This window comes from Romboutsia sp. 1001713B170207_170306_H8, from assembly GCF_015550495.1.
Taxonomy (GTDB): domain Bacteria; phylum Bacillota; class Clostridia; order Peptostreptococcales; family Peptostreptococcaceae; genus Romboutsia_E.
In genome coordinates, this window is sequence record NZ_JADNAX010000004.1 from 130085 (window position 1) to 143260 (window position 13176).

The 13176-nt window shown below is 28.6% G+C and carries 14 protein-coding genes and 1 tRNA gene; all 15 read right to left on the reverse strand.

Annotated features, from left to right (window positions below; genetic code table 11):
- Positions 1 to 123 precede the first annotated feature (123 nt).
- On the reverse strand, positions 124 to 873 hold the full coding sequence (locus tag I2A66_RS10070) for an ABC transporter ATP-binding protein (RefSeq protein WP_122639272.1): 750 nt from the start codon (positions 871 to 873) through the stop codon (positions 124 to 126).
- Positions 873 to 1691, reverse strand: a complete 819-nt coding sequence (locus I2A66_RS10075) for an ABC transporter ATP-binding protein (protein WP_195251557.1) — start codon at positions 1689 to 1691, stop codon at positions 873 to 875. Before I2A66_RS10075 ends, I2A66_RS10070 begins: the two co-directional genes overlap by 1 nt.
- A 14-nt stretch (positions 1692 to 1705) precedes the next feature.
- Entirely contained in the window at positions 1706 to 2536 is an 831-nt protein-coding gene (gene opp1C, locus I2A66_RS10080) for a nickel/cobalt ABC transporter permease (RefSeq protein ID WP_195251559.1), read from the reverse strand.
- Position 2537: 1 nt separating this feature from the next.
- A complete protein-coding gene (gene opp1B / locus I2A66_RS10085) occupies positions 2538 to 3467 on the reverse strand; it encodes a nickel/cobalt ABC transporter permease (protein WP_195251560.1) in 930 nt (309 codons plus the stop codon).
- A gap of 120 nt (positions 3468 to 3587) precedes the next feature.
- Positions 3588 to 5186, reverse strand: a complete 1599-nt coding sequence (gene nikA / locus I2A66_RS10090; protein WP_147516389.1) for a nickel ABC transporter substrate-binding protein — start codon at positions 5184 to 5186, stop codon at positions 3588 to 3590.
- A gap of 199 nt (positions 5187 to 5385) precedes the next feature.
- Positions 5386 to 6114: a class I SAM-dependent methyltransferase gene (locus I2A66_RS10095; protein WP_122639277.1), complete on the reverse strand. Its 729-nt coding sequence runs from the start codon at positions 6112 to 6114 to the stop codon at positions 5386 to 5388.
- A 98-nt stretch (positions 6115 to 6212) separates the two neighbouring features.
- Positions 6213 to 6962 (reverse strand): class I SAM-dependent methyltransferase, encoded by a 750-nt coding sequence (locus I2A66_RS10100; RefSeq protein ID WP_122639278.1) that lies wholly within the window; start codon positions 6960 to 6962, stop codon positions 6213 to 6215.
- Positions 6963 to 7457: 495 nt separating this feature from the next.
- Positions 7458 to 7549, reverse strand: a tRNA-Ser gene (locus I2A66_RS10105).
- A 79-nt stretch (positions 7550 to 7628) separates the two neighbouring features.
- The gene (hisJ, locus tag I2A66_RS10110) at positions 7629 to 8426 is read right to left on the reverse strand and encodes a histidinol-phosphatase HisJ (RefSeq protein ID WP_147516388.1); all 798 of its coding nucleotides are present in this window, start codon (positions 8424 to 8426) and stop codon (positions 7629 to 7631) included.
- 121 nt (positions 8427 to 8547) lie between these two features.
- Positions 8548 to 9399 carry an ABC transporter ATP-binding protein gene (locus I2A66_RS10115; RefSeq protein WP_147516387.1) on the reverse strand — a complete coding sequence of 284 codons (852 nt, stop codon included), beginning with the start codon at positions 9397 to 9399 and terminating at the stop codon, positions 8548 to 8550.
- On the reverse strand, positions 9399 to 10481 hold the full coding sequence (locus tag I2A66_RS10120; RefSeq protein ID WP_195251561.1) for a FecCD family ABC transporter permease: 1083 nt from the start codon (positions 10479 to 10481) through the stop codon (positions 9399 to 9401). Before I2A66_RS10120 ends, I2A66_RS10115 begins: the two co-directional genes overlap by 1 nt.
- Entirely contained in the window at positions 10481 to 11506 is a 1026-nt protein-coding gene (locus tag I2A66_RS10125; protein ID WP_195251562.1) for an ABC transporter substrate-binding protein, read from the reverse strand. Before I2A66_RS10125 ends, I2A66_RS10120 begins: the two co-directional genes overlap by 1 nt.
- A gap of 470 nt (positions 11507 to 11976) precedes the next feature.
- Positions 11977 to 12288, reverse strand: a complete 312-nt coding sequence (locus tag I2A66_RS10130) for a hypothetical protein (protein ID WP_122639283.1) — start codon at positions 12286 to 12288, stop codon at positions 11977 to 11979.
- 15 nt (positions 12289 to 12303) lie between these two features.
- Complete coding sequence (locus I2A66_RS10135) at positions 12304 to 12720, reverse strand: DUF3842 family protein (protein ID WP_122639284.1); 417 nt, start codon at positions 12718 to 12720, stop codon at positions 12304 to 12306.
- A gap of 27 nt (positions 12721 to 12747) precedes the next feature.
- Positions 12748 to 12939, reverse strand: coding sequence for a CooT family nickel-binding protein (locus I2A66_RS10140; RefSeq protein ID WP_122639285.1), 192 nt, complete (start codon positions 12937 to 12939; stop codon positions 12748 to 12750).
- Positions 12940 to 13176: the final 237 nt, after the last annotated feature.

Genomic DNA, 13176 nt, shown 5'->3' on the forward strand with positions numbered 1-13176 from the left:
GTAACACAAGAGTCAATCTTTTTGTTGAAAATTTTCTTATATCCAGTTATATTAAATTTATATTAATTTACTTAAACATAAAAAAATAGAATATGAAAAATCATATTCCATCTTAGTATATAGTTAAACTGTAAAAGGTATTACTGAGTCTAGTAATTTTTTAGCATATTCATTTTCTGCATTTGCAAGATTTGAGCTGTCTATATTTTCTACTATTTCTCCTCTATATAAAAACATTACATTATCACATAAATTAGTAACAGCTTGTAGATCATGTGCTATAAATAAGTATGTCATATTTAAATCATCTTTTAATTCTTTTAATAAGTCTAATATCTGAGCTTGTATAGATACATCTAGCGAACTTATCGCTTCATCTAAAACCATAAATTTAGGTTTTGTTGATATAGCTCTTGCAATACACACTCTTTGTAATTGCCCTCCACTTAATTCATGTGGATACCTGTCCACTAAGTTATTTGGTAATCCAACTTTATCTAATAATTCTAATACTACTTTATCTAGATTATCTTTTTTTCCTAATGCCTTAAGAGGCTCACTTATAACTTCTTTCACTGTAAAATTAGGATTTGCTGAAGAAGTATAATCCTGAAAAACTACACTCATCTTTCCTTTATTTCCCTTTATCCACCTTTTTACAGGTTTACCTTCTATATTTATAATCCCACTATCAGGATTTTCAAGACCTAATACTAAACGACTTAATGTACTTTTACCACTTCCACTTTCACCTATAAGGCCTACACAGTCACCATCTTTTATAGAGAAGCTAATCCCCTTTAATACATGTTGTTTTTCTCTCTTACCTAATTTTGAATAACTCTTATGTACATTCTGAACTTCTAATAGCATTAAACTGCTACCTCCTTATTCATAGACTTGGCAAAGGATTTTGTTAGTTCTAACCTTGTTTCTACCAAATACTTCGTATACTCATGCTTTGGATTAGAGAATACATCATTAACCTTTCCATACTCAACTTGTTCACCTTTTCTCATGACAAGTATATCCTGAGCTAAGTGCTGAACAACTCCTAAATCATGAGATATAAATATAAGAGATGTTCCAGTTACTTCTCTTAATATTTTAAACTCCTCTACTACTTCACGTTGATTTATAGAGTCTAAAGCAGTTGTTGGTTCATCTGCAATTATTACATCTGGGTTCATAGATAAAGCTAAAGCTATCATACATCTTTGCAACATTCCACCAGATAATTGGTGAGGGTATTTTTTGATTACTTCATTAGGTTCATTTATAAGCATTTTTTCTAAAGATTTTATAGATAATTCTTCAGCTTCAAACTTAGATAAATTTTTATTTTCTATCAAAGTTTCTATCATCTGATACCCTATTGTATACAGTGGATCAAAAGCTGACATAGCATCTTGAAGAATCATACAAATTCTTTGCCCTCTTATTTTTCTAAGTTCTTCTCTATTAGACTTTAGTAAATTTATTTTATTATCAAATATAGCTAATCCTTCAGTTTTTAAATTTGGGCTAATAAGACCTAATATAGCTTTAGTAGTCATAGATTTTCCACTACCACTCTCACCAACAATACCCAAGCAAGTATTTTTTTCTAACTTAAAGCTAACCCCTTTAACTATTTCTTCTTTTGTTTTTATATCTAAAACTTTTAAATTTTCTACTTCTAATAAACTCATACTCTTACCCCCATTTAATTTATACTCTTTTTAGGATTTAGTGCTTCTTGCAAACTATCACCTAAGAAGTTGAAGGCTGCAACTACAACTAATATTGCAATTCCTGCTGGTAGCATTTGAGATGGATATATAGTCATTATATTCTTAGCTTCACTTAACATCATCCCCCACTCTGGAGTTGGAGCTTGTACACCTAACCCTAAAAATGATAATGCTGAAATATTTAATATAACCCATCCAGTATCTAATGTTGCAAGAACACCTATTTCACCTATTGCCCCTGGTATTAAATGTTTTTTAATTATATGGAAAGTACTACATCCAGATACTTTTGCAAATCTTATATAATTTTTATCAGTATATTGAATAACTATTGATCTAATCATACGAGTATACCATGCCCACTTTGCAATTATATTGGCAATTATTATATTCTCTATTCCTGTACCTAAAATACCAACTATAGCAAGTATCATAACTTCGCTTGGGAAAGAAAGCATTATATCACAAATTCTCATTATTACTTCATCTAACCATCCTCTAAAGAATCCTGCTATAACTCCAAGTATAGTACCTATAGCTATAGTTAAAAACATTGCTATTAATGATAAAAATACAGTTGTTCTTATTCCATATAATAATCTAGATAATACGCATCTTCCTAATTGATCTGTACCAAATGGATACTCTGCACACATTCTCATAAGTTTTATTTTAATATTCACCTCAGTTGGATCATGTGGTGCAACTACTGGCGAAAATATACCTAGTGCCATAACAACGAGTATTATTATCATACTTAGTATGCCAAGCTTGTCTTTTTTGAATCTATTCCAAAACTTCATATTATGCCTCCAATCTCATTCTTGGATCAATCATTACTGATATCACATCTACTAATAGGTTACATACAACAAATAAAATAGCCATTATTAATATATAAGCTTGTATAATTGGATAATCTCTATTATATATAGCATTTACACATAGTCTTCCTATACCTGGCCATGCAAATATATTTTCTACAACTACAGTTCCTGCTATTAATTTTGGTATAGACATACCTAAAGCTGTAATTGAAGATTGTAATGAATTCTTAAATACATGCTTGATTATTGTGCTTTCCTTAAGACCTCTGACTCTAGCATAAAGTACATAATTTTCTTTTTTATTTTTTACCATATTATTTCTTATAAGCCTTACATATGTTGAAATATATGCAAGAGATAAAGTTATTGCTGGTAAAACTACAGAATTTGCAGTCTCCATCCCACTTGTTGGAAATAAATTTAACTTAACTGCAAATAACCACATTAAAAGAAGTCCTACCCAAAAACTAGGCATTGCTGTTCCTAAAAATATTACCCCTCTTGTTATTTTATCTCCTATGCTTCCTTCATAAACGGCACAAAGTACACCCGCTATTACACTAATTATTATTGTTATCGCTAATGATACACCTGCTAATTTAAGAGTTGCTGGTAGGGCCTCCACTATTTCCTTAGCAACTGGCTTTTTATTAACATAACTATTACCAAAATCACCTTTTAAACAGTCTTTTAACCAAGTCGTGTATCTTTCAAAAAATGGTTTATCTAAACCTAATTCTTCACGCATTTGTTGTGCCGCTTCTTCAGTAACTGTTATCTCATTAACACGAAGAGCAACTTCTGCTGGATCACTTGGACTAAGGTTTATTATCACAAATGATAAAAATGATATACCTATTAATATAGGTATCGTACTAATTAATCTTTTAGTAATAAAATCTCTCATACTTCCCCCTTGTTAGTCATTACTAGAAAATAAAAAGCTAAGAATATAAACTTTATTGCAAATTATATTCTTAGCCTCATTGACCTAGCATAAAAATTTATATTTAAATTTATTTGAATCTTACTTAGCCTCAAAATACATTTTCTCAAATGGTATTTCATATTGAGAAGGGTTAAATGTTACTCCTTTTAAATTAGGTACATGAACTGCTTTGGTTCTTGAATATGTAAGTGGTATATATACTGATTGTTCATGTAAATATGTAAATACCTCTTTATACATTTCTGTACGTGTTTCTTCATCAGATTCTATCATAAGGTTAGTTATAGTTTCATCTAACCATTCTTTCTTGTCCATTCCAAGCTGAGCTTGATAATCTCCATGAGCTGGTATTCTAAATGATGAAACATATGATTGTGGATCATATGGAGTTCCCCAAGATAATGAGTATTGAAGGTCAAAATCACCAGACTTTTGTCTATCAAGGAATGACTGTTTTTCTTCACCTACTACCTTAAGTTCTACACCTACTGCTTTAAAATCACTTTGTAAGTATTCACTTATAGTTCCTTCTTGAGCATTATCTGAATTGTAGTATATAGTCATAGAACATTTATTACCATCCTTATATCTATAACCATCGTCACCTAATATCCAACCAGCTTCTTCTAATAATGAATTAGCTTTATCTATATCATAAGAACGAACTTCTAAATCAATATCACAATAAGGTACTGATTTTGCCATTAAAGTATCTGCAACAGTTTCAGTTCCATTTAAAACACCATCAGATATAGTTTCTTTATCTACTGCATATTGTAAAGCTTGTCTAACTTTTACATCTCCAGTTATTTCTTTATTAGAATTTAGAAGTATGGCTCTTGATGCAACTGGCTCACTCATCTGTGTTTCATATTTACCTTGCTCTTCTAAAGCTACAAATGTATCAAGGTCTATCATATCTCCATCAGAACCAAATATTAAATCTATTTCACCTTTTTCAAGTGCTAATAATATTGTTTGGTGGTCTGTCATAACATTCCACTTTATAGAACTTACCTTTGGCTTTTCACCATAGTAATTTTCATTTGCTATAAATATTGAATATTGATCTTCCTTATGTTCTGAAAGTACCCATGGACCAGTACCTATATATCCATTAACTCCATCTTTAGTACTTCCATCTATAAAACAATTTGGAGATAACATTCTAAATGGTCTAGTTAATGCTAGCTCTTCTAGTGTTGGATAGTATGGATGTTCTAATGTCAATTTAAATGTATATTCATCAACTACTTCTGTTATTTCTATTTCGTTTACTAGGTCTAGCCAGTTGTGACGCTCTACATTTTCTATTATTGCATCAAAATTCATTTTTACGGCTTCTGCATTAAACTTTTCTCCATCAGTAAATGTAACATCATCTCTTAAATAAAAAATATACTCTTTTCCATCTTCTGATATGTCCCATGATTTGGCTAACCATGGTTCAACACCATCGTCTGTATTTTTTACAAGTGACTCAAATACCATATTTTGAGCTGCCATTTCACCAGAATAAAGATGTGGATTTATATCCCTTATATCTTTTGTACTTGCATATACTATTTGATCTTTTTCCCCTGCATCTGCTTTTCCACTATTTTTACTACTACAGCCAATTATAGATAAACACATTATAGTAGATAGTGCTGTGACTGCTAATTTTTTTAATCTCATATATTCTCCCCTTATTTTTTGACTTATACTTAATTTTTGTTGTCAACTTTATTTACAAAATAAATTATACTATTTGATTATGTCATTATTGTGTCATTAATAGCTCAACTTTATGGCATTTAAAAGGCTACAATACTGTATTTCAACCTATATATACCTCTTTTTGTCGAATAATATACTTGAATGTCGTTTTTGTATATTATTTTATTGCACATATACTGAACATCTTTGTTGGGTTACAGAATTCATCTTCATCATGATAAATACGATTACTAACTGTGATATCAGTCTCACAGTTAATAAATCCTATATTATCTAAAACTTCAATATCCCAATTAGGTCTTAATTTTCCACTAATATATAATTGATTTTTTATATCATCACATTCCTTTAAAATTTTATTATCTATTTTAGAATGAGCATGATTTATGTCCAATGTTTTAGCTTCCTCTGAAAATGATACATCTCCATAATCTGCATCAAAGTTTATTAATCGACCATTTTTCTTAAGAACTCTATGCCATTCTTTATAAGCTTTTTTCACATCAGGCAATGTCCATGTTAAATTTCGTGAAATTATAATATCAAATGTTTCATTTTCAAAATCTAGTTTCTGTGCATCCATAACCTTAAAATCAATATTATAGCCAAGCGATTTTGCAGTCTTACCTGCATTACTTATCATATTCTCACATAAATCAATTCCAACTACATCATGTCCTAATGACGCTAATATAACTGCAAAGAATCCAGTTCCAGTTCCTATATCTAAAATTTTTAACTTTACATTGTCTATATAATTAAAATTATTTTTTATCTCTTTTAGCCATAAATTTCTTTTAGGGCTATTTAACTCTGACATACGCAAGTTACAAAATTCATCGCTTCTTCCATTCCAATATTCCTTAATTCTTTCACTTAAATCCATAATTATCCATACCCCCTAAAAAAATCATGAATTCAAATGCAAAATACTATTTGCAAAATCTTCATGACTTTATTTATTCTCTATTAATATAAATTTATCTATAATTTTTTTGCTTTTACCATAAACATTGGAGTAGCTCCATAAAGTAATTGCTCTTTTTCATCCCATACCTTTTTTGTAATATCTAAGTCATAGTTTATATTATAAAATCCAATATCATCTAAAACTACCTTATCCCAACTAGGTCTTATTTTATCTTCTAGTGGTAATTTAAAACCTATATCCTTATTTTCATTAGGACCTTCATAAGTATCATAAGGTTTACCATACTTATTTCTAAATTTAATTTCTCTTTCTTCTACTTCTTTAAGTATGGACTTATCATATTTATGCAAGTTCCAATTAGCATCAAATATCAATAAAGTTCCATTTGGCTTTAACACCCTCATCCATTCTTTATATGCTTTAATAGGGTCTACTAATGTCCAAGTTACATTTCTACTTAATACTAAATCAAATGTATTATCTTCAAATTCTAATTCATGACTATCCATTACCATAAATTTAGGATTAACATTTGCAAACTCTGCATTTTTTCTAGCTTCATCAATCATATTTTTAGTACAATCAATACCCATAACATTATGATTTCTTTTACTTAATATTATAGAAAAAAATCCAGGTCCAGTTCCTATATCTAAAATATTTAGTTTATCTTTATTATCTACTTGTTTTTCAATTAACTCTGTCCATACCTTTGGTCTAAAACTATTTAATTCATTTTTTATAATGTCACTGTACCCTTTAGATGAATAAGACCATAATTTTTCAATATTTTCTTTTTTCATCCATATACCACCTTCATTTTATACTTTATTTTTATATATAAAATTAATTTTCAAATAAAAAAGTCTATAGATATTTATAACAATATCCATAGACCCTTCATGGTTAAATAGTAACCCTTCATGAGTTACCAAATTTATTATCAAATTTAATTATTAATATATAAGTAATAATTTTTATACTTTATATTATACATTATTTTCTATTTATTATCTATAAATATAATTTATATTATTTATAGATTTTCAGTTGACTTTATATATTTATTCAGATACTATTTAACTAAGATAAAAAGTTCATAAAAATAATAGATATTTGAAAATATCTTTAGAAAGTCAGAAGGCTATTCCTTCTGACTTTTTTATTTATATGAAACTGTAACTAAATTTTATCTATATTCTACTTTCCCCGAGTAAGAATAAAATTATAAAAGATGGGTATTACCCATCTTTTTGTTTAAGCATAAAAAAAAGACTATCTAAATCGATAGTCTTTACTGGCGGAGAAGGAGGGATTCGAACCCTCGCACCGGTTTACCCAGCCTAATCCCTTAGCAGGGGATCCTCTTGAGCCACTTGAGTACTTCTCCTTAATATAACTTAATTATATATTATTATTTATAATAAGTCAATAATATATTTACAATTTAATTCCAAATTTAAATTAATTCATTCTGTTATCAAACATTCTATCTTATCATAATTCTTCATATTATTTACACTATGTGCATCAGAACCTGGAACTACAGGTATTTTATATTTTTTTACTAACTCTAGTAATTCACCACTTATATATGCTTCACCACAATCTTCTTTTAAAAGTCCAGATACATTGTAGTCTAATTCATATCCATTTTCTTTTATAAGCATTAATAATTCTTCAAGTACTATATTATTTTCATAATTGTATGGGTATACCTTATTAAATTTCCTAATTAAATTTAAATGACCTATTCTCTTTGGCTTATAATCTCCTAAGTCAGCACTTACTGCTTTTTTAACAGTTTTATAATATTTATAATAAACACTGCTAAGTCCTCCTAATATATCTATTATATTTCCGAATTCATATTTATTATAATCCATTATATAATATTTATCATTAATATTTAACATATGAACAGATAAAATAGAATCATCAAAATACTTACCATACTTATCTAGCATTGACTTAGTTTGCTCTTCATATCCTTCTAAATAATCAACTTCTATACCTAAGTTTATTTTTATTTTATTCTTATACTTTTTCTTAAACTTATTTACTTCATCAATGTACATATGTAAACTCTCTATATCCATAGCACTATCATTTTCAGGCGATGGATCTTTAAAATCTTCAGGTAATGGTAAGTGTTCTGTAAAAGTTATTTCATTTAACCCAATCTCAATAGCTCTTTTTATATAATCTTCAATCTCATCATTACTACCGTGTGGACAGTATTGAGTATGTATATGACCATCTCTCATAAAATCGCCCCCTAAAACATTATTTTATATTAAAAGTATATTATATTATTTATATGTTTTGTTTATGTATACAAAATAAATAAAGGAATTTACTAAAATAAAAGTAAACTCCTTTTAAGTACTACACATGTTCATGGAAATGACTATGTTCTCCACTAAATCCATCTTCATGAATATGATCATGACCTATACCATTTATATGTACATGACTATGCATAAAAGATACTTGCAATTTTTTATTAATAGGATTCGTGCCTACGTATGCATTTACCCCAAATACTTCCTTTAACATATCACTTGTTATAACCTTTTCAACTGTACCAAACTGTTTTATTTTACCATCCTTCATGACTATTAAGTAATCACAATACATAGCTGCTATATTCATATCATGTATTGCTGATAATGTTGTTATTTTTAAACTTTTAACTAAATCCATAAACTGAATTTGATATCCTATGTCCAAATGATTTGTAGGTTCATCAAGTATTAAAAAATCAGTATCTTGAACTAAAGCTCTAGCGATTAACGTTCTTTGCTTTTCTCCCCCTGATAACTTTGAAAAGCTTCTTTCACTATAATTTTCTAATCCAACTTTTTTAAGCATGTCCTTAACCATTTGCAAATCTTTTTTAGAGTAATCTTCAAAAACACTCTTATATGGGTATCTTCCCATTTTAACTATTTGTTCAACAGTAAAATCAAATTGTGATGTACTTTCTTGCGCTAGTACTGCAATTTCCTTTGCACATTCTTTATCCTTCACCTTAGATAAGTCTTTATTATCTAAAAATATACTTCCACTTGACGGTTTATATAATCTATAAATATTTTTTAGTAAAGTAGATTTTCCAGAACCATTTGGCCCTATAATTCCAACAAATGCTCCTTTAGGAACCTCTAATGAAATGTCTTTTAGAATTTCCTTTTTATCTATACTAAATTTTAAATTTTTAACTTCGATTTTAAACATTACTCATTTCCTCCAAAAGAATAATTTTTTGCAGAAATAAGATATAAGAAGAATGGACCTCCAACTAATGATGTTATTATTCCTATAGGTATTTCTATTGGTGGAAATAACCCTCTCGCTACAACATCAGATAAAATTAAAAATATAGCTCCAAATAAGCTTGATAGGACTATAAGCTTTTTATGGTCACTTCCAGAAATAGTTCTACAAATATGTGGTACAACAAGACCTATAAATCCAATTGCCCCTGTTATAGCAACTAATGTAGATGTAAGTAGGGTTGCTAATAATATTATTATTGATTTAACTAACTTTATATTAATACCAAGTATAACTGCACTATCATCCCCTAATAGTAACACATCTAAAGATTTAGACATTATAAATGATATTATAATTACAAATATTAATGCTACAAATGGTAGTAATAATACATCCCACTTTGCTCCTCCCAAACTTCCTATAGTCCAAAACAATGCACTCTTTGCTTGATTAGAATTCTTTGCTGAATATATAAGCAAATTTGTCAAAGCACTAAATATTGTTGATATAGCCATACCAGAAAGAACTAATCTTGTAGTTGATGTAGTTCGTCCCATTTGAGTACCTATAGCAAATACTAATACACCTGATAATATAGATCCTAAAAAAGCACCACCTGTTATACTAGTTATACCTAATGTTGATATTCCACCTAATACTATTACTGCAACAGCTCCACAAGATGCTCCAGATGATATTCCTAGTATATATGGTTCTGCTATTGGATTTTTAGTAACACATTGCATAATAACACCACAAAGAGCAAGACCTGCTCCACAAATTGCTCCTAGTATTACCCTTGGAAGTCTGATTTCCCATATTATACTCTCATACATTGTGTTCCACTCCGTATTAAATAAAGCTCCATTAGATAATTTATTAAGTAGTACCTTATATACTACTCCAGGTTCTATATAAGTACTACCAATAGCTATCGCACCTATTATAGTCATTACTAAAAAAATGCTCAGCCCTAAAAACCAAAATAAGAAACCTCTCTTTTTAGAGAGATTTCTACTTCTATTAATATTTAAATCCATTATTTATTTTCTCCGTAGAAATATCCATACATTTTTTCTATGACTTGAGAATTTCTAACTCCTGGAGATAAGTCAGCTAATCCTACAACATATATTCTATCATTTTTAATTGCATCTACCTCTTTAAGTGCTGGATGATTCTTTAAAAATTCTATTTTTTCTTCTACTGGAGATCCTGCTAAATAATCAGTTACTATTATAACTTCAGGATTTTCAGCTACCACACTTTCCCATGTAGCATTTATGTATGGCTGATTTTGATCTGAGAATATATTATTTCCACCAGCAAGCTCTATTAAATTATTTGCAAGACCTGATCCAACAGCCATTGCTTTATCTTCTCCTGAATCATATACCATCATTTTTACTCTATTTTCATCTTTAACTTCTCCAACTTTATCAGTTACAACTTTTATATCATCTTTCATATTATCTATAACTTCTTTAGCTTTGTCTTGTACATCAAATATTTTTCCTAATAATTCAAAATCTTCATAAACTGTTTCTATTGTTGCATCTGACTTATATGATGCTGCTAAAAATGGTGTTATACCTTTTTCTATAAGTTCATCAGGTGACCCTGTAGTTTGTTCACTTATAGACATGTCCCAACCACTTACAAAGTCTGCACCTGTAGCTAAAAATGCTTCTTTAGATATAGAGTGACCTTCTCCTACTTCAAGTTCTGGTATTTTTTTGTAATCTTCTTCAAATTCAGGAAGTATATGATTATCTAAAAGAGCTGTACCAACCATTTTATCCCCTAAATCTAATGCCAGTAACATCTCTGTCATGAATTGAGATAATGTAACTGCTTTTTTTCTTGGGCTATCAACTTTAACATCATAATCTTTAGCTCCATCCGAATAAACAAACTCTATCGTCTCAAAATTGCTAGCTTCTACCGATGAAGCTGGTGTTTCTGATTTATTATTTGAATTATTAGAACATCCTACTACAGATAAAGATAATCCTGTTATTGTTAATATTGCTAGAAATCTTTTTAAACTCTTATTTTTTACCATCTTTATTTTCCCCCTCATATTTGTATATATTTTTTTATAAAAAAACCATGAAGTTAACAAAAGATATAATATATTATCTCTTGTATTAAACCTTCATGGTCTTATCGTCTATTATGTTTAACTATTGAGTATGTTTACGGTCATAACTATGATTATATGCACAGCATCAATCTATATGCGTATTATAATATAACATTAAACTATTTCTGACAAACATATAATTCTCACTTAATTTTCCCTTGTTTTGAAAAACTTCAATATTTCCTTATATTTATATTATATTTTATGGATTTTTTTGTAAATATATTTTCTAAGTTTCAGAAAATTTAGTTTTATACATACTTCTACATTATATTTAGTATTCTACTTATATTTTTCATATTCCCCTATATTTTATAATATAGTAATTTATTAATTAAATTTATATAAAAAAGATAATAGATTTAAGTCTATTATCTTTTTTATATAAATTACATATGTTTTTTTGCTTCTAATAACATTTGATTTGCTTGTTGCATGCATTCAATTGCTTTTTCTATATTTTCTGCAGTTTGATCTTTACCCATATTTCTAGCTTTATCTACCCATTCTCTAAAACCTTCTTCATGAGATTCGTTATGATTTACCCAATGAGCTAGCAATATTTTTAATGTTTTTTCATCTTTGTTTATTTCATTATCACCATGGCTATGTGTATGTGGATGATGATGATCATGTCCTCCTAAATCCCCATGGTCATGGTCATCTGCATGATGAAATCTTATTCTATCTTTAGTAAACATATTATTTCCCCCTAATTATTTTATATTAAATTCCTTTTTTATAACTTTGATTGCATCCTTTACTAATAATGCAAGTGGCTTATTTTCTAGTCCAACTAGTTCTATATTTTCTGGCATTATAGGTAGTAAAATTTTTAAAGCTTCACTGTTTGCAACAGCCTCACTAATATTGCATGTAACTTCTCCCATCATAGAATTAGGCATTATGACCGAAATTGGTGCTACTATTACGTTTGCTTTTTTAGATGAAACTACAATTGCATTTTCGCCTGTAGCGCCCTTATTTGCATGAGATTTCATCATTGCACTAGTTGCTATTGAATTTGTACCTAATGCATATATATCTATATATGTAGGTAGCTCATCTCTTAATGATGATACTATCTGAGCTCCAATTCCTCCACCCATTCCGTCTATAACTGCTATTATCATATTAATTTACCCCTATTATTTTATAAATTATTTTGATTCTTCTAATATTATCTTATGATCCATAAGTCTTATTTCCTTTATTACTCCATCTACTATTTTTTGATCCCCAAGTAAATCTGTTAAGTAAACCTTACCTTCAACTGGATCTACGCTAACAACATTATCCATAACCTTTTTTAATTCATTATTTTTTAACATAAATGCTGCTGATTCACACATATAATCCCCTCCATATTATTTTAAAAATAAAAAGAAGACTCCTTTAGGCATTACAATACACCAAAGAAATCTTCATGATCTCAATTAAAATATACTCTTATTTAAATAAAGTATATCACTTTAATTAATCCAAAGTCAATTTAATTTGGATATTTTTGGTGCTTATATTATCTATTTTTATATTTACATTTTATTTATATAATAAGGGTGTATTGTTAATATTTTTACAATCTATCA

Coding starts and splice junctions, on each gene's coding strand:
- I2A66_RS10070 (WP_122639272.1), bottom strand. CDS start 873: ATGCTATTAGAAGTTCAGAATGTACATAAGAGTTATTCAAAATTAGGT.
- I2A66_RS10075 (WP_195251557.1), bottom strand. CDS start 1,691: ATGAGTTTATTAGAAGTAGAAAATTTAAAAGTTTTAGATATAAAAACA.
- opp1C (WP_195251559.1), bottom strand. CDS start 2,536: ATGAAGTTTTGGAATAGATTCAAAAAAGACAAGCTTGGCATACTAAGT.
- opp1B (WP_195251560.1), bottom strand. CDS start 3,467: ATGAGAGATTTTATTACTAAAAGATTAATTAGTACGATACCTATATTA.
- nikA (WP_147516389.1), bottom strand. CDS start 5,186: ATGAGATTAAAAAAATTAGCAGTCACAGCACTATCTACTATAATGTGT.
- I2A66_RS10095 (WP_122639277.1), bottom strand. CDS start 6,114: ATGGATTTAAGTGAAAGAATTAAGGAATATTGGAATGGAAGAAGCGAT.
- I2A66_RS10100 (WP_122639278.1), bottom strand. CDS start 6,962: ATGAAAAAAGAAAATATTGAAAAATTATGGTCTTATTCATCTAAAGGG.
- hisJ (WP_147516388.1), bottom strand. CDS start 8,426: ATGAGAGATGGTCATATACATACTCAATACTGTCCACACGGTAGTAAT.
- I2A66_RS10115 (WP_147516387.1), bottom strand. CDS start 9,399: ATGTTTAAAATCGAAGTTAAAAATTTAAAATTTAGTATAGATAAAAAG.
- I2A66_RS10120 (WP_195251561.1), bottom strand. CDS start 10,481: ATGGATTTAAATATTAATAGAAGTAGAAATCTCTCTAAAAAGAGAGGT.
- I2A66_RS10125 (WP_195251562.1), bottom strand. CDS start 11,506: ATGGTAAAAAATAAGAGTTTAAAAAGATTTCTAGCAATATTAACAATA.
- I2A66_RS10130 (WP_122639283.1), bottom strand. CDS start 12,288: ATGTTTACTAAAGATAGAATAAGATTTCATCATGCAGATGACCATGAC.
- I2A66_RS10135 (WP_122639284.1), bottom strand. CDS start 12,720: ATGATAATAGCAGTTATAGACGGAATGGGTGGAGGAATTGGAGCTCAG.
- I2A66_RS10140 (WP_122639285.1), bottom strand. CDS start 12,939: ATGTGTGAATCAGCAGCATTTATGTTAAAAAATAATGAATTAAAAAAG.